We start from the raw sequence: 23,138 nt of genomic DNA on the forward strand, positions 1-23,138 counted from the left end.
GATCTATGCCCCGTATGGCACCCAGATGTTTTTCACCTGAATGGCACGGCGCAGATAATCCCGGCCCTGTCCTTCGGTTTTGTTGAACCAGTTCGGCAAGCGGCCATTGCTGACCCACGTGGCCTTGAGATTGCCTGCTGACGCCTTTTCGGCCATTGCGCTGCCTTCGCGTGAACCAAAATACCACAGCGCTGCAACGTCATCATGTTCGGCAAGTGTCTTCGTCAGAAGATCGCGTTCACCGGTGACGATATTGACCACGCCGCCCGGCACGTCGGATGTGTCGAGCACCTGATAGAAATCACTTGCGATCAGCGGGTGACGGCTTGAAGGCACCACCACCGTGCGGTTGCCCATGGCGATTGCAGGCAAGACCAGAGACACAAGCGAAAGAAGCGGCGTTTCATCGGGGCAGACGATGCCCATCACGCCCCACGGTTCATTCATCGCCAGTGTCACATAACGCGACTTGGTGGAATGAACCGCCCCGTCAAACTTGTCGGCCTGTGCGGCATAATAGAAAATGCGGCGCAGTGAGGTTTCAAATTCCTCTTCAGCCTTTTTCTCGCTGACGCCCGTGCTTTCGATCAGCCGTGCCACGAAATCCGTGCGGCGTGCATCGAGGTTTTCGCCAAGATAATAGAGCACCTGAGCCCGGTTATGCGCCGTGGCTGCGCCCCAGCTTCCGGCCTTGCTTGCAGCTTCCACGGCATTACGGATGTCCTTCCGGTTGCCGATGCCAGCCTGGCCAATGACCGCACCGCCCTTGCCAGTGATCGAATAGCTGTAGCCGCCATCCGGGCGGGACTGCTTGCCGCCAATATAGTTCTTCATCGTGCGGTCGATGCCGTCGATGGTGATCTTGTCATCGTCAGAAGGCGAAGCCGATGGCACGAAGGCATCCGCAACCCTGGTCGGGGGGAGTGCTTTCTCCCAATCGGAGACGAGATATTCGTACATGCCTTCGCGCGCGCCCTCGCGACCGAACCCGCTTTCGCGATAGCCGCCAAAACCTGCGCCCGCATCCAGCATGTTGGTGCAGTTGATCCAGACGACACCGGCCTTCACCCGCGCGGCGAGATCAAGCGCGATATTGATGTTTTCAGACCAGATCGACGCGGCGAGCCCGTAGCGCGTATTGTTGGCGAGCGAGACGGCTTCATCCGGCGTGCGGAAGGTTGTTGCTGCCGCAATCGGCCCAAAAATTTCCACCTGACAAACGGTTGAAGCCTGATCCACATCGGTGAAGAAGCCGGGGGCGATATAATTGCCTTTTGCGGGCAGCGGGTTCGGTGTCTGCCAAAGCTCGCCGCCTTCCTCGATGCCTTTCCGGATGAGATCGGAAATGCGTTTCACCTGACCGGATGAAACAATGGCGCCGACATCGGTGGATTTGTCGAGCGGATCGCCGACGCGCAAGTTTTCAAGGCGCTTTCTGAGCTTGGCATAGAAGCGGTCGGCAATGCCTTCCTGCACGAGCAGGCGCGACCCGGCGCAACAGACTTCGCCCTGATTGAACCAGATGGCATCGACCACGCCTTCAACTGCGGCGTCGAGGTCGGCATCTTCAAAGACGATGAACGGCGATTTTCCGCCCAATTCCAGTGACAGCTTCTTGCCTGATCCGGCAATCTGCTCGCGGATGATGCGGCCAACCTGCGTCGAACCGGTGAAGGCCACCTTGTTCACGCCGTCATGACCGCAGATTTCCGCGCCAGTGGTGCCATCGCCCTGCACGATGTTGACGACACCGGCGGGCAGGCCGACTTCATGGCAGATTTCGGCAAAGGCAATGGCGGAAAGTGGCGTCAGATCGGCGGGCTTCAGCACGACGGTGTTACCGGCTGCCAAAGCTGGTGCGATCTTCCATGCAAGCATGAGAAGCGGGAAATTCCACGGAATGACCTGACCGCAGACGCCAACGGGCGAAAAGCCCTTGAACTCATCTTCCACCATCTCGGCCCAGCCTGCATGGTGATAGAAGTGACGGGCGACGAGCGGAATGTCGATGTCACGGGTTTCGCGGATCGGCTTGCCGTTATCCATGCTTTCCAGCACGGCCAGAAAACGCTCGCGCTTCTGAATATGGCGCGCGATGGCATAGAGATATTTGGCGCGCTCATAGCCCGAAAGTTTGGACCATTTGCCGAAAGCGGTGCGGGCGGCATTCACCGCCTGATCGACATCTTCCGCATTGCCGCAGATGATTTCAGCGAGCTTGTCACCATTGGCCGGATTGGCAACCGCAATTGCCTTGCGGTCTTCCGGTTTGACAAAGGTCCCGTTGATATAGTGGCCGAAAGAACGGCCATGTTGTTCCAGCCACAGGTTCACATCACCGTTTGCTTCGGGGGAAGGTCCATATTCCATGGTCTTCAGGATGTCCTTGATGGGTCGCATTTCAATTTTCCTTACGCAGCAGCGTGACGGTTGGCGGCGGAGTAGCGCCCGGTCACGAAGTGCTCCAGTTGCCGTTCGATATCGCCAAGCATCGACGATGCGCCGATGCGGAACAGATCGGGCTCCAGCCAGCGATTGCCGAGTTCTTCCTTCATCAGCGTGAGCCAGGCGAGCGCGTCCTTCGCTGTCTTGAGGCCGCCCGCGGGTTTGAAGCCGACGCTCTGACCGGAAAGCTCGCCATAATCGCGCAGCGCCCGCACCATGGTCAGGCTCACGGGCAAGGTCGCGTTCACATCTTCCTTGCCCGTCGAGGTCTTGATGAAATCGGAGCCTGCCTGCATCGCCACCATCGAGGCGCGATAAACATTGGTCAGCGTATTGAGATCGCCGGTGGCAAGGATTGCTTTCATATGTGCATCCCCGCAGACTTCGCGCATGGCAGCAATCTCATCGTAGAGGGCCGACCAGTTCTGTGTCAGCACATGCTCGCGCGTAATCACGATGTCGATTTCATGCGCGCCCTGTTCGACGGCATAGGTGATTTCAGCAAGACGGAGCGGCAGCGGCACCAGCCCGGCGGGAAAGCCCGTCGCCACCGAGGCAACCGGAATGCCGGAACCTTCAAGCGCCTTCACGGCATGGGGCACCATGGTGGGATAAACGCAGACCGCGCCTGTGGTGATGCCCGCATCTGCAAGGCCGAGCGCTTCCAGAATATCCTCGCGCACCGGGCGGCGCGCCTTGGCGCAGAGCCTGCGCACGCGGCCTGCCGTGTCGTCGCCTGCAAGTGTCGTCAGGTCTATGCACTGAATGGCGCGGATGAGCCACGCCGCCTGATATTCCTTTTTCACCGAACGGCGGGCGCTGATCGTAGCAGCGCGGCGCTCGGAAGCACTGCGATTGACGGATACATCCTCAAACCATTCCGGCTTGAGCGGTGTCCCGTTATTGCGGGGGAGGGCTTCGGTCATTTCATTGTCCGTTCGTGGGTTCAATTACGTTCAAGTGCGATCAGGCGCGTTCGGTCGAAGGGGCGTGATCGCGGCAGAACGTTTCGAATTCTTCCTGGCTGGCATAGGCTTTCTGCGTGCCCGGCCGGGTGATGGAATGGGCCGCATAAAGAGCGGCCTTGCGAAGCGAGGCTTCCACATCGCCGGTCCCGGCGTAGAAGCGGGCAAAGGAGCCGATAAAGGCATCGCCTGCGCCGGTGGTATCTTTCGGCGTGACCTTGATCGGTGGAATATTGACGATTTCGCTTGCCGTAATCATGCGCGCACCGCGTCCGCCGAGCGTGACGATGACGGTGCGGATGCCGCGCGCGATGAGTGAACGCGCTGCGGTGACGATTTCATCGTCCGTGCCGGTCGGCAGGCCGGAGAGGATCGCCAACTCGCTCTCGTTCGGCACGAGAAAGGTCACCTGCCGGATCAACTCGGGATCAAGATCTGCGGCGGCAGGCGCAGGGTTCAAAATGGTTTCGATGCCGTTTTCCGCGGCGAAAGCGATGGTGTGGTAGACTGTCTCGACCGGAACTTCCATCTGCATCAGGATGAGGCTGCACGCTTTCAGATCGTCTGCAGCCTTGTCGACTTCGGCAGGCAGAAGGTCGGCATTGGCGCCCTTGACGATCAGGATCGAGTTTTCACCCGATGGCTCGACGAAGATGGGTGCTACGCCGCTCGACTTGCCGGGAACCTTGCACACATGGCGCGTATCGACGCCGAACTCGTTCAGGTTGCGGATGGTATTGTCGGCAAAAATATCGTCGCCTACACGGGTGACCATCATCACATCTGCGCCAAGGCGTGCAGCAGCGACGGCCTGATTGGCGCCTTTGCCACCACAGCCGATTTCAAATGTCGGGGCTTCCAGCGTTTCGCCAGGGCCGGGCATACGGTTCACATAGGTGATGAGATCCACCATGTTGGAGCCGACTACTCCGATCTTTCTGGTCATGAGATGTTCCTTTGAAATTTCAGAGTGCCTTCATCGTGGCTTCAAACTGTTCGGCGGCGGCTGTATCGAGATAGCCGACACGCACGGGGAAAACGGCGCGCTCACCTGATGCCAGCACCTGAATATTGTTCTTGGCCTTTTCCGCCAGATAGCCTTCCGGCTCGCAGGTCGAGGGCAGGGCAAAGGCTGCAACCTGTGCATCCCCGTTCACGAGGATCCAGCGCACGGTTTTTGGGAAGATTTCGGTCGGGTAGGAAATGCCAAACGCGTCGCCCTCGGGAAGCTGCATCATCAGATGCGTGTTGCCTTCGGCATCTTTCGGCAGTCCGCGAATATAGAAGACCTGCTCGGGATCGTAGCGCTCCGGCTCGTCCAGCACTTCCATCGCGGCTGGATCGGTGGACAGCTCGTCGATCAGCGACAGGTAGTCATCATTGGGCGTAACGTGGCCGGGAACGGCTGTTCGCACCTGCACGTGATCCGGCGTATAGGGCACCGGCTGGAGGATCCGCGCGCCTTCTGCATAAGCGAAATTGACGTGGCACATATACATTAGCTCCATTGGAGCGGATGAAAGGTTCTCGACATCCATGGTGATGTCGAACAGTGTTTCATCGGCATGAAGCCGCACGCTTGGCCGTGCCAGATAATGCGCGCCGAAGCCCATCACATATTCATATTCACCGGTGATTTCGACAAAGGCGCCGCGCTCGTCATGGCCGAAGAGAAGACCGGCCTTGTCCATCTTCGCGCAGGCCATTTCGCCATGCAGAAGATGATTGTCCTGAGGCGAAGGACAGCCATTGCGCAGGATGCCGCTATGGAACGCAAAGCAGCCATAGGTCTCGACGATGGTGGTTGCCGGACGCGGCATGGAGAAGCTGTTGCCCATGGTCAGATCAACGCCGTCAAACTCCGCGCCCCAGATCATCTGCCCCATGAACGGGAGAACAATGATGTTGCCGCGTTCATTCTCGACCAGCAGTGCCTCGATGCCACTTGGATAGCGAAAGGCGGTGACGCTGAGGCCATAGGTATTGGCGATGACATGCGGCTGTTGGACAAAATCCTGACGGCGAAGATGAAATTCGATGTCCTGCATATGGGATCACCTGCCCTGATTGCGCGACGCGTTGATCGCGATGACGAGAATAAGGAAAGCGCCCCAGATGAAATCGATGAGGTGGTTGGAGAACCGCATCATCTGGAAGCCGGAGGAAAGCAGCATCAGAGCAATCAGCGCGATGGCGACGCCCAGAACACGCCCCTTTCCACCCGCCGGATTGGTGCCGCCGAGAACGGCGATCAGTACCGCCTGCAGCAGATAGGATGCGCCATAGTCCGACTTGGCGGCATTGGTGCGGCCCGAAAGGATGATCCCGGCTATGGAAGCAAGTACGCCGGTGAGCATGTAGGAATAGAGGACCATGCGATCCTTGCGGATACCGGCAAAGACCGCAGCACGCGGATTGGTGCCGATCAGCATGAGATTGATACCGAGCGTCGTGCGTGTCAGGAGAATTGCCACGACAATGCACACCGCGATGAAGAGCAGGAAAGGCGTGGCGACGCCGAACAGCTTGCCGTTGCCGACCCAGTTCCATGCGTCGGGAAAACCGACGATGGCCGGGCCGCCTGTCAGAACCAGAGCAAGCCCCATCAACACCTGTCCGGTGCCGAGTGTTGCCAGGATTGGCGTGATGCGGAGCTTGGCTATCAGCAGGCCGTTGACCAGTCCCGATACCAGCCCGATCAGCACTGCCAGCAATATGCCAATGATGGTGTAGAACAGCATGCCGGAACCGGACGTCTGCGCTGCCTGCACCATGGAAGAATGGAAATAGACGCCAGCGATGATGCCCGCCAGGTTGGCGATACCAAGAACCGAAAGGTCAATGCCTCCCGTCAGCATGGCAATCATCATAGCTACGGAGAGGATGCCCAGCTCCGGCATGATGTAGCTGATGGATTCAAAGTTGTAATAGCGCAGGAACTTGTCCGGATTCATCCAGGTCATCAACGCGAAAACAAGCACCGTGATCACAATGAGCTGGATGATGTTGTTGTCTCCGCCAAGGATGCGGCGCATGTCAAAGGACTGTTTCATGTCGCGTTCTCCCCTCAGGCGATGCTTTTGCGGTCACGCCATGCGGTGATGGCTGTGGCGATGATGATGATGAGGCCGACAACGACGCGCTGCCATGTGGTGTCCACCTTCATGATGATGAGCGAGTTCTTGACCATGACGAGCATGAAGACGCCCATCAGCGTTCCAAGAACCGTGCCGCGTCCGCCGAAGATCGACGCGCCACCCAGAACCACGGCTGCGATCACGTCCAGTTCAAGCCCGACGAAATCGCGTGGATTGGCAAGCCAGATCATCGAAGAATGCAGAAGGCCCGCGAAACCTGCGAGCGCTCCGGCCACGCAATAGACGAAGAAGATCGTGCGGCGTGTGTTGAAGCCGACGCGCTTTGCCGCTTCCGGCGAGCCGCCATAGGCGTAAACACTGCGCCCGATCATCGTATAATTGAGGATCAGGTGGATCAGCAGCGCCAGCGCCAGATAGACGAGGAACATCGCGGTCAGGCTAAAGGCGGTTCCGGCAGCATTGGTCAGCGAAACAACATCTGTCTTGCCAAACTCGATCAGTTCCTTCGGCATCTTGTTGATGTTGACGGTGCTTGTACCCACCAGACCAAGCACCAGCCCGCGTACGATGGAACCGGTGCCGAGCGTCACGATCAGCGGGATCATCTTGAAGCGATGGATGATGAAGCCATTGAACGCGCCGAGCAGCAGGCCGATCAGTGTCGCCGCCACGAACGGAATGAACACGCCGTCATAGCCGAGATAGACCATGGCGCGAACGGTCAGATACATGGCCGCGATGGCGAAAGCAGTAAACGATACGTCGATGCCCCCGGAAATCATCACCAGCAGAACGCCAAGCGCCATGATGCCGATGACGACATTGGAGCGCAGAAGGCCGAAGATATTGTCCAGCGACCAGAAAGCCGGATTGATGAGGCCGATAATGACCATCGCCGCGAATAACACACAGGCAATGATGAATTCGGTACTGCGAAAAAACTTCATGTGCCGGTTCCTCAATTCAGCGTCTTGAGCCGGTCATTGACGGCATCTTCGGTCATGCTTTCACCGGAAAGTTCGTCGACGAAACGTCCGCGATGCATCACCAGCACACGATTGCAGTTCTGCACCAGCTCGGGCACATCGTCGGAAATCATCAGGACGGCGAGACCTTCATCACGGGCAAGCTTGCGGATGATATTGTGGATCTGCGCCTTGGAGCCGACATCGACACCGACAGTCGGCCCGTTGAGGATCAGCACTTTCGCGCCTGTCAAAAGCCAGCGTGCCAGCACCACACGCTGGGCATTGCCGCCTGACAGGTGATTGACCGGCGTATGCGGACCGGGGGCAACGATATGCATCGCCGAAAACATGTCGCGTGTCGTGGTGTCAGCTTTCTTGCGGTCGATGAAGAGGCCACGCACGAATTTCTCAATCGATGTGACGATGATGTTGCGCTCGATCGATTGCGTCAGGAACAGGCCTTCCGTCAGGCGGTCTTCCGGCACATAGGCGACGCCGCAGGCAATCCCTTCCTGAACTGTTTTCGGATGGACGTGCTTCCCATCGATACGAACAGTGCCGGTAAAATCCGGCTTCATGCCGAAGAGTGCCAGTGCCAGTTCTGTACGGCCTGAGCCGATCAGCCCGGATATACCGACGATCTCGCCCGCATTGAGAGTGAGGCTGGCATTTTCCACCGAGCCTGGAACAGAAAGGTTCGTGATTTCGAGGGTCGGTTTGACCGAAGCGCCTTCACGCGGGGTCCAGTGATAATGGCCCGATGTGAGTTCCTGACCGGTCATCGCCCGGGTGATCGACGGTTCATCGAAATCGGAAATCGGGCCTTCAGCAACCTTCTTGCCATTGCGGAAGACAGTCAGCCTTTCGCTGATTTCCAGCATCTCGCGCATCTTGTGGCTGACGAAAAGCACGGCGATGCCCTGTGCCTGGATATCGCGCACGATCTTGAACAACGCATCGACTTCATGCCGCGTCAGCGCGGTGGTCGGTTCATCCATGATGATGAGGCGGGCGTCAGCCATGACGGCGCGCGCAATCGCCACGATCTGCTTGCCCGATGTTGGCAGGCTGTCCACATCTGCATCGAGGTCGATGCTGACGCCGAGCCGTTCCAGCGCCTTTTGCGCCAGTTCGCGCACGCGCTTCCAGTCGACGCCTTTGCGGCCTTCGATGAGAAAGGTATTGATTGCCAGATTTTCGGCAACGGTCAGGTTTCCGAACAGCGAGAAGTCCTGATAGATCACCTGAATGCCGTGATGAACCGACTTGACGGGGTCGAGCTTGCCGACTGATTTTCCGTCGATCACTATCTCACCATCTTCCGGCGTATAGACGCCCGACATGACCTTGATGATAGTGGATTTGCCGGAGCCGTTTTCGCCCGCGAGGCAGTGGATTTCGCCGGGCTTTATGGCAAAGGAAACGTCGTCCAGTGCCCTGACACCACCGAAGCGTTTTCCGATATGGCGCAGTTCAATCAGGTTTTCACTCATGAGGGGCCTCGTGCAAGGCTGGAATGCAATTTGCCGGATGGGAGGGGCGTGAAGCTCCTCCCATCGAACATCCATGGATATTAGAAGTCGTACTTATCCATGTTTTCCTTGGTCACACCGACCCAGCCTGCACCATAGAGCAGGTTTGGCTTGGCAGCGTCCGGTGCCAACAGGCTTTCATAGCCCGGCAGACCGAGATTGAGACCGGCCTTGATCTGGTCGTTCTTCTTCTCAAGCGCTGCGACGGCCAGCATGTTCATGGCATAGCCTGCAACGGCTGGGTCCCAGAACTGGATGTACTGGACGTCGTCGTTCTTCAGATATTCACCAGCCACCGAAACGAGACCCGTACCTGCGAAGAAGACCTTGCCCTTGAGGCCGCCTTCGGCGATCAGGCGTCCGGCACCGGCAGAGGTAGGCATTGGCGCACCAAGAATGCCCTTGATGTCCGGATAGGCGGTCATCGCCTCCTTGAGCTTGTTATAGTCGGTGTTGGCATCGTCATAGGTTTCGAGACGGCCAGTTGCTTCTGACATTTCCGGGAAGTTGGCCTTCTGGTATTCGACGGCACCGTCGATCCATTCCATCTGCGACTTCGAGGTCAGGCTGCCGACGGTCGTGACATACTTCCCCTTGCCGCCCATCGACTTGCCGAGTTCCTTCATGAGGTTGGCGCCATAGGCCTTGTTGTCGAAGGCTTCAATGTCGTAATCGACGTTCTGGATGTTGGATGCTTCGTGGCTGATGACCACGATGCCACGTTCACGTGCCTTCTTCAGAACCGGTTCAACGGCTTCGACCGAGAACGGCACGATGGCGATGGCGTCAACGCCCTGCGCGATCAGGTTCTCGACGATCTGGACCTGTGCCGCGGCATCCGCCTGGCTTGGACCGACCATCCAGACGTCATTGCCGGTATCTGCCTTGAACTGGTCGACGCCGTCACGCATACGGTCGAACCAGGCAATGCCATCGACCTTCACGACGGTCGCAATGGTGTACTTCTTGTCATTGGCAGTGGTGATCAGTTCCTTGTTGATCTTCGACGTATCAACGACGCCTTCTGCAAAAGCGTGCGGAATGGCCACGGACATGGCAATCGCCACGGATGCTAGAAATTTTTTCACCGGTGTTTCCTCCCTGGGAATTCTTTGGTCGCCTGCCCTTGATGGTTCAGACAACACAATTGTTGCTACGCTGACGCATCTCAGGAACGGTGAGTGCGTCGGCGTTTTCCTCCATGCCCGGCTTCCCGGCCGGGCGAAAATTCAATCTGGTTTCCCGCCTGTCTGACGTCCTCGAAGAATGGAATTCTGTTCGAGGCGTGCAATACCCTGTTGTCATATCCTCCCAACAATGCGAATTATAATGTTACAATTCTATCATTATGTTTGGATCGTTTCACATTTATGTTCAGCCTGTCAAGATCGGATGATCGCGTTGCGTGAAATGTGACGGACGTATAAACGGGGTGATCGGACCGGAAGAATGGGGACAGCGTGAGCAGAATCAGCCGTAAAGAAGAGCGGATTGCCGAGCTGGCGGCGTTGGTCGATGAAGCTGGTGTGCTTCGCCTGCGCGATGCGGCAGCGCGTCTTGGCGTTTCTGAAATGACGATCCGCCGAGATATCGGCAGTGACGGCGGGATGCTGAATTGTTTGGGTGGTTACATTATTCCCACACAGGACGGTATGAATGGCGATTATGTCTTTGATTTTGAAAAAGACAGCCACGCCAATGCCAAAGCACAGGCTTGTGCCGCAGCCGCAGCGTTGATCGAACCCTATGATACGGTTTTCATCGATTGCGGCACGACGATGCCACACCTTGCTCACCGCATCCCGCAGAACCAGCACATTACGGTTGTCTGCTACGCTCTCAATATAGCGGAAATCCTGTCGCAGCGCAGCGATGTGCGGCTTATCGTTCTCGGTGGGCTCTATCACCCGGAAGCGGCGTCATTTTCAGGAGATGAGGGGATCGACGTCCTGAAGCGCGTCAACATCAACAAGGCATTTCTGTCGGCTGGCGGTGTCGATGAGCAGCACGGTATCACCTGCTCGCACTTTCATGAAGTGCCAATCAAGCAGATGGCCATGCAGCGCGCTGTTGAAAAACATCTGGTCGTCGACAAGAGTAAATATGGCAAGGTCCGTGCCGCGCGCTTCGCGGGCATGTCCGACTTTACGTCGATTGTGTCGGGCTGAGACCAGCCCGCTGAACCAGAGTGCAAACGTAATGAAAGGGCGGCATATGCCGCCCTTTCATCTTCACGACCTCTGGACCAGATCGCATAGCCCCCGCGCAACTTGATATTGGGCAATATCAGCCGAACGCGCCGCGCCGACCGGAAGAGATGGATGGCAAAAAATAGCGGTTGGGGCCTACGGCCAGACGCATGGAACCTGCATGATCCTGCGAGGCTGCCGGTTGGCTTTCGGTTTTGCTGGTGGTCGGCGTCGCAGCAAAAGCTCCTGTTACGAGCATTGCAAACGCTGCCGCAGAAATCAAAGTCGTCTTCATATCGTCCTCCAAATGCGTGGGCTGGTATGCGCCCACATGGTCACCACGAACGTTAGTTGGAGGACTGCCGCACAAACAATACGGCAGACGTCGTATTTCGAAAGGTGCTATTCCACCGGCAGGCCGAGGCGAACCGCATAGGCGGTCAGTTCGGCACTGTTGTGCTTCCCAAGCTTGCGCATCAGGTTCTCACGGTGTTTTCTCGCAGTGGGAACGCTGATGCCCAGCCGCTCCGCAATCTCCCTTGTCGTGCTGCCACGCGGAATCAGCGCCAGAAACTGCATTTCTCTGCGGGTCAGGGCGATAGACATCGGCAGTTCGACGGCGGGAAGCGGATTACCTGCAGGGTGTTTCTCTGGGTGATGGGAAATCGTGGCTGGGACACCGTCCAGTTTTGCATTGCGTAACGAGCGGACTGCAGCTACCAGTTCGTCGGGATTGCCGTTCTTGGTGAGGTACAGATCCGCTCCGGCTTCGAGTGCCTTTTCGATGGACTGCCGGTCGGAACTGGCTGACAATATGATGATGTTTAATCGGGGGTAAGCCGTTCGGATTTCTTCGATGAATGCATAGCCCAGAAATCCTGGCATTCCGAGGTCCAGAACAAGTAGATCGCAAGGGCATCGCTTCAGCTCAAGTAACAGTGTGCCGTAATCCCTTGCTTCTCCCACGATTGAAGTGTCTTCTATCGTTAATAAAAGCATCTTCAGACCTTCCCGGACAACACTATGGTCATCGGCAAGTACGACTCTGTAAGTTCCGGACATGAACTTCCCCCGCGGCAACAATCCGGCTTCAATATCACATGACGATCCATCCCGCACAAATAAATAGCTCCGTCGATACGCCGCGGAAACTCGATGAAACCAGAATCCGTGAGGAACTGACCGGCATGCTCTACAAGCATTCAGCGGGTGTCCTCCTGACAAACCTGTTGGTGCCGGTGCCCGCATTCATCGTTTTCTGGGGCAAAGTTCCAGACTGGTGGCTTTGGACCTGGGCAGCTTCGGTCTACCTTCTGTCCATTATCCGGGTATTCGTGACGCGGGCCTTCTTTCGTCGGAAACAACCGATCCTCAATTCCGACCGATGGGCCTGGCTGGCTGCAGGTTTTTCCTGGTTGTCCGGGCTGAACTGGGGCATGCTCGGCTGGATCGGCTTCATGTCCGGCGAACCACATCTCCTCGCTTTCTCGATCATTGTCATGACCGGGCTTGCCTGTGGCTCGGTTCCTACGGGCTCGGCTTTCCCGCCCTCCGTGATTGGCTCACTGTTCACCACAGTGCTGCCGGTAACGATCTTCTGCCTGCAGGCGGGTGGTGGTGTTTATAATGCCTATCTCTTTCTCATCGTGTGTCTGGTGGCGATCAATCTCCAGCACTGTCGGGTGACCTATCGCGATCTCTGGGAAACCATTCGTCTGCGTTTCGAAAACTCGGCGCTTGTGGACGAACTGAGAAGCGAAAGAGACAGGGCTTCGGCGGCCGATCAGGCGAAGACGCGATTTCTCGCTGCGGCAAGCCATGATTTGCGCCAGCCGGTCCATGCGCTGGGGCTGTTTAACTCCACACTTGCCGCACTTGCGTCCAGGGAGACGGTTGCCGCAACTGCAGCGCGACAGATTTCGGATAATATCAAGCGCGTCGTGGGCAGCCTGAGCGATCTCCTCAATGCGCTGCTCGATGTTTCACGACTGGATGCACAGCTCGTCGTGCCCAACAGGCAGGCGGTTTCGATCAACCGGATTTTTGAAGAAGTGCAGCATGAATTCGCAAGTGAAGCGGCTGAAAAGAAGCTCCACCTTCGTATCGTGCCGACTTCGCTTTCCTGTGACAGCGATCCCACGCTTTTGAAGCAGATTCTCGCCAATCTCCTTTCCAACGCAATCAAATATACCGATCAGGGGCGCATCCTGGTCGGCTGTCGGCACCGGGGCCGTGAAATCGAAATTCAGGTGCTCGACACAGGCATCGGAATTCCACAAGAAAAGCATGGTCTCATTTTCGAGGAATTCGTGCAGCTCGATAATTTCGAGCGCAATCGCGACAAGGGACTAGGGCTTGGACTGTCGATCATCAAACGAACGGCGGCACTTTTGCGCCATCCAATCCGGCTTGTCTCAGGGTTCGGGAAGGGATCGTTGTTTTCTGTAACGGTGCCCCGCGCCGAAAAGGTGGGAGAGCGGACAACATCGTCAACTGCGCAGGGAGGTATCCGCAATATCATAGTCATCGATGACGAGCCTGCCGTTCTGGATGCGCTTTGCGGGTTGCTTTCGGTGCTTGGACATAGGGTTCATGCCGGGCCGACTGCGGCGGCGGCCTATCGATCCTATCAGACATCTGAAGTGGCTGGGGAGCCAGATCTGTTGATCGTGGATTATCGGTTGCAAGGCCAGACGATCGGAACAGAAGCTGCGGGCGAAATATTCGCTCTGCTGAAGCGGGCCTTGCCGGTGATCATCCTGACAGGCGATACCTCGCCGGAAAGACTTCGCGAGGCATCTGCCAGCGGCTATCTGCTGCTGCACAAGCCGATTGACCCCGAAAGACTGGTTGCAGCTATTCGCGAAAGGGTCAGGGACTGACTTTCACTTTTCCTGCCGGATCAGCAGACCTTCCAGAAACGTCCGGAACGCCTTGACCGCCCTCTTCGATGTGGTTTCCGGATCGTCTGAATTGGCAATCCATTGTGCCGCAGCACTGCTCGCCGCATTGATCAGCCGCGCGGCGGCTTCCGGGTCAATATCAACAATGACACCATCTTTTCGTAGGGCGTCGAGACCTGTGGTGATCGTGCGGATACAGCCGTTGGCACTCGGCCAACTGGACGGATCGCCGAAAACCGCCGGCCCGTCGCGAAACATGATCCGCTGGATTTCCGGTTCGAGCGCCATCTCGATATAAGCCGTATTCTCTTCGACAAACCCCTGCCAGCGGTCGGGCGCTTTGGCAGAAATCATGCACAATCTCGCGGCCATCTCGCAATCAATTTCGTTGATCACGGCCTGCAGAAGGCCCTTCTTGTCACCGAAATGATGATAGAGCGCGCCGCGTGTCAATCCGGCGGAGGCGGTAAAATCATCCATCGAAGCTTCGGCATAACCAACGTTTCCAAAAGCCTTGCGGCCCGCAGCCAACAGCTTCGTCCTCGTTTCAGCAATCATTTCGCTTCGCGGTTTACGCATCATAGTTCCTTTTATTTGCATACGCGGCGTATATTAGTTGACATACGCCGCGTATCAATTATTTAATTAACATACGGACCGTATGCAAGTGTAGTAATTCCCCCTTTCAAGGACCCACTCCGATGTCCAATCCATATAGAGAAATTTTCAGCGCTCCAGGCGCTATAGGCTTTTCGGCGGCGGCCTTCTTCGCCCGTCTTCCCATTGCGATGGCCCCTGTTGGCATCGTGGCCATGCTTGCGCAGACGCACGGCGAATATTGGCTGGCTGGCGCCGTGTCTGCCACCTTCGCGCTCACGAATGCATTCATATCGCCGCAGATTTCACGCCTTGTCGACCGTTACGGACAAAGCCGCATCGTCATGCCTGCCACGGTCGTTTCGGTGATAGCCTTCGCCTTTCTGCTCGTAGCGACAAATCAGGGCTGGGCAAACTGGACATTGTTCGTTTCGGCATTTTTTGCCGGTGCCATGCCCAGCATCCCGGCCATGGTAAGGGCAAGATGGACGGAAATTTTCCGCAACCGCCCCGAACTGAACACCGCTTTCGCGTTCGAGTCGGCGGCGGATGAACTGGTCTATATTTCAGGCGCGTCCCTTTCCGTGGCGCTGGCGGTGTCCCTGTTTCCCGAAGCGGGGATGCTGATCAGCACGGCTTTTCTGGCCGTGGGCACGATCGCCTTCCTCCTGCAGCGTTCCAGTGAACCGCCGGTTCGTGCGCTCGATCAAGACAGCCCGCAACGTTCCGCTATCTGGTCGCGTCCCGTTCAGATCATCACGCTGGCACTTATCTTCGTCGGCTCGACCTTTGCGACAGCCGAAGTCAGTGCTGTAGCGATCACAAGCGAGCTTGGTCAGCCCGGTGCGGCCAGCCTTGTGATCGGTGTCTATGCCATCGGTTCGTTTCTTGTGGGGATAACGCTCGGTGCATTGTCGCTTCGTATGCCCCTGCAGCGCCAGTTGATGATTGCCGTCAGCGTGCTGGCACTGACTGCCTTGCCATTACCCTTCGCGGGCACATCGACCACGCTTCTTGCCGTGGCGGTGTTCGTCAGCGGCGTTGCGATTTCTCCGACATTCATCACGGCCTTCGGCCTTATCGAACGCCGCGTGCCTGAGACGATGCTGACGGAAGGCATTACCTGGGTCATGACCGGCATCGGCATCGGAATGGCGTTTGGTGCGTTCGTTTCCGGTTGGGTGGTCGACAATTTCGGTGCAGCAAACGGCTTCTGGGTTTCTGTTGTCGCCAGCCTGAGCGCGGTTGCAACCGTCGCGCTTGGTCAAGTCAGCCTGTCCGGCACGCGGGAAGCAGCCGAATGCGACGCGCTGTGCGCAGCAGAAGCGGCAGAGTAGCTAGATAGGGACGAGCGGGTAAGGCCCGCTCGTCAATCTCCGTAAATACGGTTTTCCAGCGGTGTGGAAGCGATCAATCCCTTCAATCCGGCCAGCATGGCTTTCTCGGCCTTGTTGAGATTGGTTTCCGGATTGTGGATCAGGAAAACATCGATGGCGGGCGGGTTGTCGTAAGGCGGCAAACGCCAGAGAAGGCCGTCATCAATCTCGCGTCGCGCCACGTGCAGCGGAAGCGGACCGATGCCAAGGCCGGTAATGATCATCCGGCGCACTTCTTCAAGGCTCGACGAGGTGCCGACGACATCCGGTGAAAGCCGCGCCTCACTGCGCAGCAGAGCTACCGGGCGCAGCGCGTCAGCAATGTGGTCGGTCTGGAATGAAACCGACGGTTCTCCCTTCAGATCGGCAAGCGTCAGTCCGGACTGGCCGAACATCCGGTGCCGGGGCCCGCAGAAAAAGCCGAAGAATTCACGATAGACCATGGTGTAGTCGAGCGCCGGATCACGATTGCTCACCAGCCCAAGACCGAAAGAAGCGCGCTTCTCTCGAACCAGTCGAGCAACTTCGGTGCTGGCGGAAACATTGATTGTCAGCGTCGCTCGCGGATGCTGTTCATGAAAAAGCTCAAGTGCCCGGTCGAAGATCGGCGAAACAATGTGACTGGCCACCGATATGGTGACATGGCCGGTGACATCGTCACCGACCCCACGCACAAGCTGCGGCAGTTGCGAAATAGCGCCGAAGACTTCGATGCTCTGTTCATAGAGCAGTTTACCGACTTCGGTCAGCTCGAAATGGGTGGCGTCACGCTCCACCAGTCGCTGGCCGATGCGGTCTTCCAGCCGGCGCAGCGCATTGCTCACACTTGGTTGCTTGAGATTGAGCCGTTCCGCAGCGCGGGTGATGCTTTTCACTTCAGCAATCACCACAAAACTGCGCAGAAGGTTCCAGTCCAGATCCCAGACAAGGCGCTCGGGGCGGTGCAGCGACATGGCTTTATCCATTCATGAAATCTATGCAATCCATTCCGATTATCTATTTGCGAAATGCATCCATAAAAGCAATCATGAAAATTGGGAGGCATCAAATAGCCTCAAGAAAAACAAACAAGAGGAAGTCGGGAACAGCATGTTTAACAAATTCACGGGTTTCATTGCCGCTGCTGCGATTGCCGCCACCGCAGTTTTTGCGGTTGCACCCGCACAGGCGGATGATCTTGAAAAGATCAAGGCATCAGGCGAACTGAAGATCGCCATGAGCGGCCAGTACCCGCCGTTCAATTTCGTCAATGAGAAGAACGAAGTCGTGGGTTTCGATGCCTCCATCGGTTCGGCGATTGCCGAGCGCATGCAGCTGAAGCCGCAGCTCATCACCACGGCCTGGGACGGTATCGTTGCCGGTCTTCGGGCGGGCAAGTTCGATACGGTGGTCGGCTCCATGACGATCACGCCGGAACGCGAGAAGGCAGTGGACTTCGTGGGACCATATTATCACGCGGGCCGCGCGGTTTTCGTGAAGGAAGATTCCGCTGTTCAGAAGCTCGATGATCTCAAGGGCAAGACACTGGGCGTGACGCTTGGTGAAACCCATGAGAAGTGGGCGCGTGAACAGGGTGGCTGGACCATTCGCACCTATAAGGGTCTGCCGGAACTGATGCTTGAACTGAATTCGGGTCGTGTCGACGCCATTGTCGTCGACAACATCCCGGTCATGGTGGCGATCAAGGAAACCGGACAGAAAGTCCGCAAGCTCGATACGCCGGACATTGAAGGCGGCAGCGTTGCAATCGGTATCGCCATTCGCAAGAACAATCCCGAGCTGAAGGCAGCGATGCAGAAAGCTCTCGACGAGATCATGGCCGATGGCACCTATGAGAAGATCTCGATGCAATGGGTCGGCAGCGACATTCGCTGATATGTCGTCATCCCGGCCCGGCACATGTCCGGGCCGGTTGAGAACCGATTGACCGGAGTTTTCCGATGGATTTTGCGTTGATGCAGCGCGTCCTCCCGTTCTTTCTGGAGGCGGCATGGGTAACTGTGCAAATTTCCGCGCTGGCCCTGATCCTGGGCCTTGCGGTGGCTGCAATACTCGTGGCGGGCCGCCTGTCCCGCTCCCCTATTTTGCGGGGACTTGCAGCTGCCTATGTCAGTGTCTTTCGCGGCACGCCTTGCCTTGTGCAGCTCTTCATTCTCTATTTCGGCGGTCCGCAGATCGGCATCAATCTGGAACCGTTTGCTGCTGGCGTTATCGGGCTTGGGCTGAACATCGGCGCCTATATGTCGGAATCGATCCGTGGAGCGATCCAGAGCGTCGATCGCGGCCAGAGCGAAGCCGCGCGCTCCATCGGCTTCGGGCGTGGCCAGACCATGCGGTTCGTCGTGCTGCCGCAGGCCGCTCGCCTCATGATCCGTCCGCTGGGCGTCAACGCTATTGCCCTTTTGAAGGGTTCGGCGCTGGTCTCGACCATTTCGGTGGTTGAGCTGACCTATACGGCGCAGCGTTTTATCGGTTCGACCTACAAACCGTTCGAGATTTTCGGCGTTGCAGCCGTTCTCTACATGATCATCATCTATATCGTGGCGCGCGGGGTCGATCTCCTCGACAAGCGCTTCGCGGCGCAGTGAGGGAGGACTGGATGCAAGCTCTCGATTTCAGCATCGTCACTCCCTATACGGATCTGCTTCTGACCGGCCTTTGGTGGACGCTGGTTCTGACCGTCGCCTCCGCATCCTTAAGCTTCGTGCTCGGGATCGCATTTGCGCTGGTGGTGCTTTATGCGCCTGCCATTCTTGCATGGCCGGTACGGTTCTTCATGTGGCTGTTCATGGGAACGCCGCTTCTGCTGCAACTGTTCCTGATCTATTTCGGACTGGTTCAGATCGGCATCAATATTCCCGCCCTCGGCGCCGGCATTATCGGCCTTAGCCTGCATTTCGCGGTCTATAATGCCGACATCATCCGGGCAGGCATTGTGGCTGTTGATCCCGGTCAGATGGAAGGCGCCCGTTCCATCGGTTTCAGCCACGCTCAGGCTTTGCGCTATATCGTCATTCCGCAGGCGATCCGCAACACGATCCCGCCCATTGGCAACAACATGATCGTTCTTCTGAAGGACACGTCGCTGGTTTCGATCATCGGCATTGCGGAACTGGTGCACAGCGCCCAGCTTGCCATCAGCGAAACCTTCAGCCCGTTTGAATTCTATATCACCGTCGCGGCCATCTATTATGTGGTCAATCTCGTCCTTGAGGCTGGCCTGCGGCGCATTGAAAGAAAAGTGGAGGTCACGCGATGAGCAGCTCCAAATCGGCAAAACCGATGGTCGAAGTGAAGGATGCCCGCAAGGCTTACGGCGCGCTGGAAGTCCTGAAAGGTATCGACCTTTCAGTGGCGCGCGGTCAGATCGTGGCGATCATCGGCCCCAGCGGTTCCGGCAAAAGCACGCTTCTGCGCTCGATCAATCATCTGGAAACGCTGAATGGCGGTGAAGTCTGGCTCGACGGCGTACAGGTCAACCAGCCGCTTGCAGGACAGGCATTTGAAAAGCACATCAATGCGGTGCGCCAGCAGATGGGCATGGTGTTCCAGCACTTCAATCTGTTCCCGCATCTGACGGTGCTGGAAAACATCACGCTCGGTCCGATCAAGCTGAAAGGCATGGGCAAGGACGCGGCCCGCACACTGGCGCTGGAGCTTTTGTCGAAGGTGGGGCTTGCCGACAAGATCGATGTCTATCCTTCGCGCCTGTCGGGCGGTCAGAAGCAGCGCGTGGCCATTGCGCGTGCGCTCGCTATGCAGCCGAAGGTGATGCTGTTCGACGAGGCTACTTCGGCGCTCGATCCCGAGCTGGTGGACGAAGTCAATGCCGTCATGAAGCAGCTTGCCGCTGAACATATGACGATGCTGATCGTCACGCACGAGATGCGTTTTGCGGGTGAGGTTGCCGACCGCATTCTGTTCATGGATGGCGGCGTGGTGGTGGAAGAGGGACCGCCGGATCAGATTTTGAGCAATCCGGTGCAGGAGCGTACCCGCTCCTTCCTCAAGAAATATCTGGCTGCCTGAGGTATCAGAATGAGCGAGAGACACCTCAACGAATTTCCCGATTTCGGGCTGACCCCGGCGCAGCGGCGTGAAGCCGTGCTTGGCCATTATTACGAATATCCTGGCATGGATGGGCCTCGCGGCGAAATCTGGTGCTATACCGATGCCTATTCCTATCTTCCGGGTGCGACGGTTCATCTACAGGTGAGCGCAACTGCCTCGCGTTTCGATATCGAGATTGTGCGGGACGGGGCGGTGGAAACGCCGGTCTTCTCCAAACGCGGGATCGACTGCAAATGGCAGGAAACACCAGCGCAATGTTCGGTTGTCGGTTGCGGCTGGGAAACGACATTTGCCTTCAAGACGGATGAGAACTGGCCTTCCGGCGCTTATCGCATCACGTTGAAGGCGCATGGCAATGACGGGCAGCCGATCCATTGCCATCACCTGTTCATTCTACGACCCGCAGCGGGCCGTAAGCCGGGTCGTATCCTGCAGGTGGCTGCAACCGGCACATGGACGGCCTATAATACCTGGGGCGGCTCCAACCATTATCAGGGCATCACCGGGCCGAATGGCGATCAATATGCGACGACGGTGAGCATCGAGCGTCCGTTCTGCCGTGGCTTTGTTGTGCTGCCGTCCGATGCGCCTCGTGTTCCGCTGGAAATTGTGACGCCGCCTGCCGCGCCGCCGCGCTATCCGCATATGGAATGGGCCTATGCCAACGGCTATTCCAAGAAATATACCTCTTCCGGCTGGGCAAGCTATGACAGCCTGTTCTTCCGCTGGGCTGAGCGGGAAGGCTATGCGGTCGATCTTGCCAGCCAGCATGAGCTGCATTTCTCGCCGGAAATCCTCGAGGGTTATGACTGCGTTGCCTTTGTCGGTCACGACGAATACTGGACGTGGGAAATGCGTGATGCCGTCGATAATTATGTCGATGGCGGTGGTCGTGCGGCCCGTTTTGCGGGCAATTTCATGTGGCAGACACGGCTTGAGGACAATGGCAAGCGCCAGACCTGCTATAAATATCGCGCCCGCGCCGAAGACCCGGTCTATCGCTCCGCTGATCCGCGTCGCACCAGCGGGTGCTGGGAAGCGACTGAAACCGGACGGCCTGCTGCCGAAACTTTCGGCCTCAATGCGTTGCGCGGGCTTTATGTCGGCTGGGGTGGTTGCGCCCCGCGCGGCGTGCGCGGTTTCCCGGTCTATCGCCCAGAGCATTGGGCCTTTGCGGGAACCGGCATCTATTACGGCGATCTCCTGGGCTCGGAAGGCCATGCCTTCGGCTATGAGGTTGACGGGCTCGACTATGTGATCCGGGGAGGATTGCCGGAGCCGGAGGAGGGCAGTGGCGCTCCCGATGGATTGCAGATTCTGGCGCTCGGCATGTCGTCTCTCAAGGAGGAGAGTGCGGATATTCCAGCCGACGACCAGTTCCTCTCCGATGCCGATGCCAAATTCGTGGCCGATACGCTGATCGGCGACAATGGTGATGCAGCTGTCGAACGCATCAAGCGCGGCTGCGGCATGATCGTCAATTTCCCACGCGGCAAGGGCGAGGTCTTCCACGCCGGAAGCTGCGAGTGGGTAGCGGCTCTCAAACGCGGCGACCGCATGGTCGAGCGTGTGACCGCCAATGTTCTCAACCAATATCTCAAGCGCTGACAGAGTAACGCCATGCTCAACACAAATGCACAGAACGAACGCCCGGCATCGCATCTTTTCTACCAGTCGCGCCTGCGCAGGCCGCTGGTGGATCGGGCCGAAGGCATCTATATCTGGGATCAGGACGGACGCCGCGTCATCGACGGGTCGAGCGGCGCGATGGTGGTCAATATCGGCCATGGCAATCGCAATGTGCTCGATGCCATGAAAGAGCAGATGGATCGCGTGACCTTCGCCTATCGCCTGCACTTTGAAAACGAACCGGCGGAAGATCTGGCACGCATGGCCGCCGAGCGAATGCCGGAGGGGCTGGACAAGATCTTCTTCGTTTCCGGCGGTTCGGAAGCCGTCGAATCCTGCATCAAGCTCGCCCGCCAATGGGCGGTCGCAACCGGGCAGGGCAAGCGCTGGAAAGTGATTTCGCGCTTTCCGTCCTATCACGGGGGCACGCTTGGCGCGCTGGCCGTCACCGGCTATGCGGCACTGAGCGAGCCCTTCGCGCCCATCATGCGCGAAATGCCGAAAGTCCCGGCGCCGACCGCCTATCTCGACCGCGATAATCTCACGATGGAACAACGCGGCCAGAAATATGCCGACATGCTGGAGGAGAAGATTCAGGAAGAAGGCCCCGAAAGCGTGCTTGCCTTCATCATGGAGCCGATCGGTGGGGCATCCACCGGCGCGCTGGTTGCGCCCGACAGCTATTATCCACGCATCCGCGAAATCTGCGACCGTTATGGCATCCTTCTGATCCACGACGAGGTGATGAGCGGTGCCGGGCGCACCGGCAAGTTTCTCGGCGGCGATCACTGGAACTGCAAACCCGACCTTATAGCGCTTTCCAAGGGCTTTGCCTCCGGCTATTGCCCGCTTGGCGCCATGGCGGCGCCGGCCCGCATCGTCCAGCCGGTTCTGGATGCAGGTGGCTTCCTGCACGGCTTCACCTATGCCGGCAATCCATTGGCCTGTGCGGCGGGCAAGGCCGTATTGCAGGAGATTGATCGTCTTGATCTGGTCGGCAATGCCGCCTGTATGGGCGATGCGCTGAAGGGCGAACTGGAAGGGCTTGCGAAACGCTTCCCTTTCATCGGCGATGTGCGCGGCAAGGGCCTGCTGCTCGCAGCCGAATTCGTTTCTGACCCCGAAACCATGAAGCCGCTGCAGAAGGAACTGAACGCCCATCAGCGCATGGTCGATCTCGCCTATGAACGCGGGCTCATCATCTATTCGCGTCGCACGCGCGGCGGTGTCGAGGGCGACCATTTCCTCGTTTGCCCGCCGATGATCGTGAGCCGCGAACAGGTCGGCGAGATCACCGCCATTCTCGGTGACACGCTGGAGGTTCTGGCGCGTGAACTCAAACTGCCTGTGAATGCGTAAGGAAAC

At 57.7% G+C, this 23,138-nt stretch carries 21 protein-coding genes; 9 read left to right on the forward strand and 12 right to left on the reverse strand.

The genetic code is table 11. The annotated features are described in order from the left end of the window. Nucleotides 1-3 precede the first annotated feature (3 nt). The 8 genes from AC1RHM_RS08780 to AC1RHM_RS08815 all read right to left on the reverse strand — a co-directional run bounded on the left by AC1RHM_RS08780 (nucleotide 4) and on the right by AC1RHM_RS08815 (nucleotide 10,096). Nucleotides 4-2,400 (reverse strand): aldehyde dehydrogenase family protein, encoded by a 2,397-nt coding sequence (locus tag AC1RHM_RS08780; protein WP_192931041.1) that lies wholly within the window; start codon nucleotides 2,398-2,400, stop codon nucleotides 4-6. Between the two features lie 11 nt (nucleotides 2,401-2,411). Continuing rightward, the gene (gene deoC / locus AC1RHM_RS08785) at nucleotides 2,412-3,371 is read right to left on the reverse strand and encodes a deoxyribose-phosphate aldolase (protein ID WP_010660794.1); all 960 of its coding nucleotides are present in this window, start codon (nucleotides 3,369-3,371) and stop codon (nucleotides 2,412-2,414) included. Nucleotides 3,372-3,411: 40 nt separating this feature from the next. Then, nucleotides 3,412-4,356: a ribokinase gene (rbsK, locus tag AC1RHM_RS08790; protein WP_151895790.1), complete on the reverse strand. Its 945-nt coding sequence runs from the start codon at nucleotides 4,354-4,356 to the stop codon at nucleotides 3,412-3,414. A 19-nt stretch (nucleotides 4,357-4,375) separates the two neighbouring features. Next, nucleotides 4,376-5,458 carry an aldose 1-epimerase family protein gene (locus AC1RHM_RS08795; RefSeq protein WP_010660796.1) on the reverse strand — a complete coding sequence of 361 codons (1,083 nt, stop codon included), beginning with the start codon at nucleotides 5,456-5,458 and terminating at the stop codon, nucleotides 4,376-4,378. A 6-nt stretch (nucleotides 5,459-5,464) separates the two neighbouring features. Beyond that, complete coding sequence (locus AC1RHM_RS08800; RefSeq protein ID WP_151895791.1) at nucleotides 5,465-6,463, reverse strand: ABC transporter permease; 999 nt, start codon at nucleotides 6,461-6,463, stop codon at nucleotides 5,465-5,467. A gap of 14 nt (nucleotides 6,464-6,477) precedes the next feature. Further along, nucleotides 6,478-7,455: an ABC transporter permease gene (locus AC1RHM_RS08805; RefSeq protein ID WP_010660798.1), complete on the reverse strand. Its 978-nt coding sequence runs from the start codon at nucleotides 7,453-7,455 to the stop codon at nucleotides 6,478-6,480. Nucleotides 7,456-7,466: 11 nt separating this feature from the next. Beyond that, on the reverse strand, nucleotides 7,467-8,969 hold the full coding sequence (locus AC1RHM_RS08810; protein ID WP_010660799.1) for a sugar ABC transporter ATP-binding protein: 1,503 nt from the start codon (nucleotides 8,967-8,969) through the stop codon (nucleotides 7,467-7,469). Between the two features lie 80 nt (nucleotides 8,970-9,049). After that, a complete protein-coding gene (locus AC1RHM_RS08815; RefSeq protein ID WP_010660800.1) occupies nucleotides 9,050-10,096 on the reverse strand; it encodes an autoinducer 2 ABC transporter substrate-binding protein in 1,047 nt (348 codons plus the stop codon). 372 nt (nucleotides 10,097-10,468) lie between these two features. Between AC1RHM_RS08815 and AC1RHM_RS08820 the strand changes: the two genes are divergently transcribed. Further along, entirely contained in the window at nucleotides 10,469-11,176 is a 708-nt protein-coding gene (locus AC1RHM_RS08820; protein WP_029376190.1) for a DeoR/GlpR family DNA-binding transcription regulator, read from the forward strand. A 118-nt stretch (nucleotides 11,177-11,294) separates the two neighbouring features. On the opposite strand, the gene AC1RHM_RS08825 is transcribed toward AC1RHM_RS08820, so the two are convergent. Further along, nucleotides 11,295-11,492, reverse strand: coding sequence for a hypothetical protein (locus AC1RHM_RS08825; RefSeq protein WP_010660802.1), 198 nt, complete (start codon nucleotides 11,490-11,492; stop codon nucleotides 11,295-11,297). A 107-nt stretch (nucleotides 11,493-11,599) separates the two neighbouring features. Next, nucleotides 11,600-12,259, reverse strand: a complete 660-nt coding sequence (locus tag AC1RHM_RS08830; protein ID WP_029376191.1) for a response regulator — start codon at nucleotides 12,257-12,259, stop codon at nucleotides 11,600-11,602. A 38-nt stretch (nucleotides 12,260-12,297) separates the two neighbouring features. Here AC1RHM_RS08830 and AC1RHM_RS08835 point away from each other — a divergent pair, with 38 nt between their 5' ends. After that, nucleotides 12,298-14,079, forward strand: a complete 1,782-nt coding sequence (locus tag AC1RHM_RS08835) for an ATP-binding response regulator (RefSeq protein WP_151895792.1) — start codon at nucleotides 12,298-12,300, stop codon at nucleotides 14,077-14,079. 3 nt (nucleotides 14,080-14,082) lie between these two features. Here the strand turns inward: AC1RHM_RS08835 and AC1RHM_RS08840 are convergent, their stop codons facing one another. Beyond that, nucleotides 14,083-14,679: a TetR/AcrR family transcriptional regulator gene (locus tag AC1RHM_RS08840; protein ID WP_010660805.1), complete on the reverse strand. Its 597-nt coding sequence runs from the start codon at nucleotides 14,677-14,679 to the stop codon at nucleotides 14,083-14,085. 122 nt (nucleotides 14,680-14,801) lie between these two features. Here AC1RHM_RS08840 and AC1RHM_RS08845 point away from each other — a divergent pair, with 122 nt between their 5' ends. After that, nucleotides 14,802-16,034, forward strand: a complete 1,233-nt coding sequence (locus AC1RHM_RS08845) for an MFS transporter (protein ID WP_151895793.1) — start codon at nucleotides 14,802-14,804, stop codon at nucleotides 16,032-16,034. A 32-nt stretch (nucleotides 16,035-16,066) separates the two neighbouring features. On the opposite strand, the gene AC1RHM_RS08850 is transcribed toward AC1RHM_RS08845, so the two are convergent. Then, the gene (locus tag AC1RHM_RS08850; protein ID WP_029928210.1) at nucleotides 16,067-17,026 is read right to left on the reverse strand and encodes a LysR family transcriptional regulator; all 960 of its coding nucleotides are present in this window, start codon (nucleotides 17,024-17,026) and stop codon (nucleotides 16,067-16,069) included. A gap of 136 nt (nucleotides 17,027-17,162) precedes the next feature. Here AC1RHM_RS08850 and AC1RHM_RS08855 point away from each other — a divergent pair, with 136 nt between their 5' ends. From AC1RHM_RS08855 to AC1RHM_RS08880, 6 genes are all read left to right on the forward strand, one after another. Further along, complete coding sequence (locus tag AC1RHM_RS08855; RefSeq protein ID WP_029376193.1) at nucleotides 17,163-17,948, forward strand: ABC transporter substrate-binding protein; 786 nt, start codon at nucleotides 17,163-17,165, stop codon at nucleotides 17,946-17,948. 65 nt (nucleotides 17,949-18,013) lie between these two features. Further along, nucleotides 18,014-18,661 carry an amino acid ABC transporter permease gene (locus tag AC1RHM_RS08860; RefSeq protein WP_010660809.1) on the forward strand — a complete coding sequence of 216 codons (648 nt, stop codon included), beginning with the start codon at nucleotides 18,014-18,016 and terminating at the stop codon, nucleotides 18,659-18,661. Nucleotides 18,662-18,672: 11 nt separating this feature from the next. Further along, a complete protein-coding gene (locus AC1RHM_RS08865; protein ID WP_010660810.1) occupies nucleotides 18,673-19,332 on the forward strand; it encodes an amino acid ABC transporter permease in 660 nt (219 codons plus the stop codon). A 23-nt stretch (nucleotides 19,333-19,355) separates the two neighbouring features. Continuing rightward, complete coding sequence (locus tag AC1RHM_RS08870) at nucleotides 19,356-20,102, forward strand: amino acid ABC transporter ATP-binding protein (protein ID WP_010660811.1); 747 nt, start codon at nucleotides 19,356-19,358, stop codon at nucleotides 20,100-20,102. Nucleotides 20,103-20,111: 9 nt separating this feature from the next. Then, nucleotides 20,112-21,752: a N,N-dimethylformamidase beta subunit family domain-containing protein gene (locus tag AC1RHM_RS08875; protein WP_010660812.1), complete on the forward strand. Its 1,641-nt coding sequence runs from the start codon at nucleotides 20,112-20,114 to the stop codon at nucleotides 21,750-21,752. A gap of 12 nt (nucleotides 21,753-21,764) precedes the next feature. Then, the gene (locus AC1RHM_RS08880; RefSeq protein ID WP_010660813.1) at nucleotides 21,765-23,132 is read left to right on the forward strand and encodes an aminotransferase family protein; all 1,368 of its coding nucleotides are present in this window, start codon (nucleotides 21,765-21,767) and stop codon (nucleotides 23,130-23,132) included. Nucleotides 23,133-23,138 lie beyond the last annotated feature (6 nt).

The organism is Brucella sp. GW823-FHT04E01 (genome assembly GCF_058796175.1).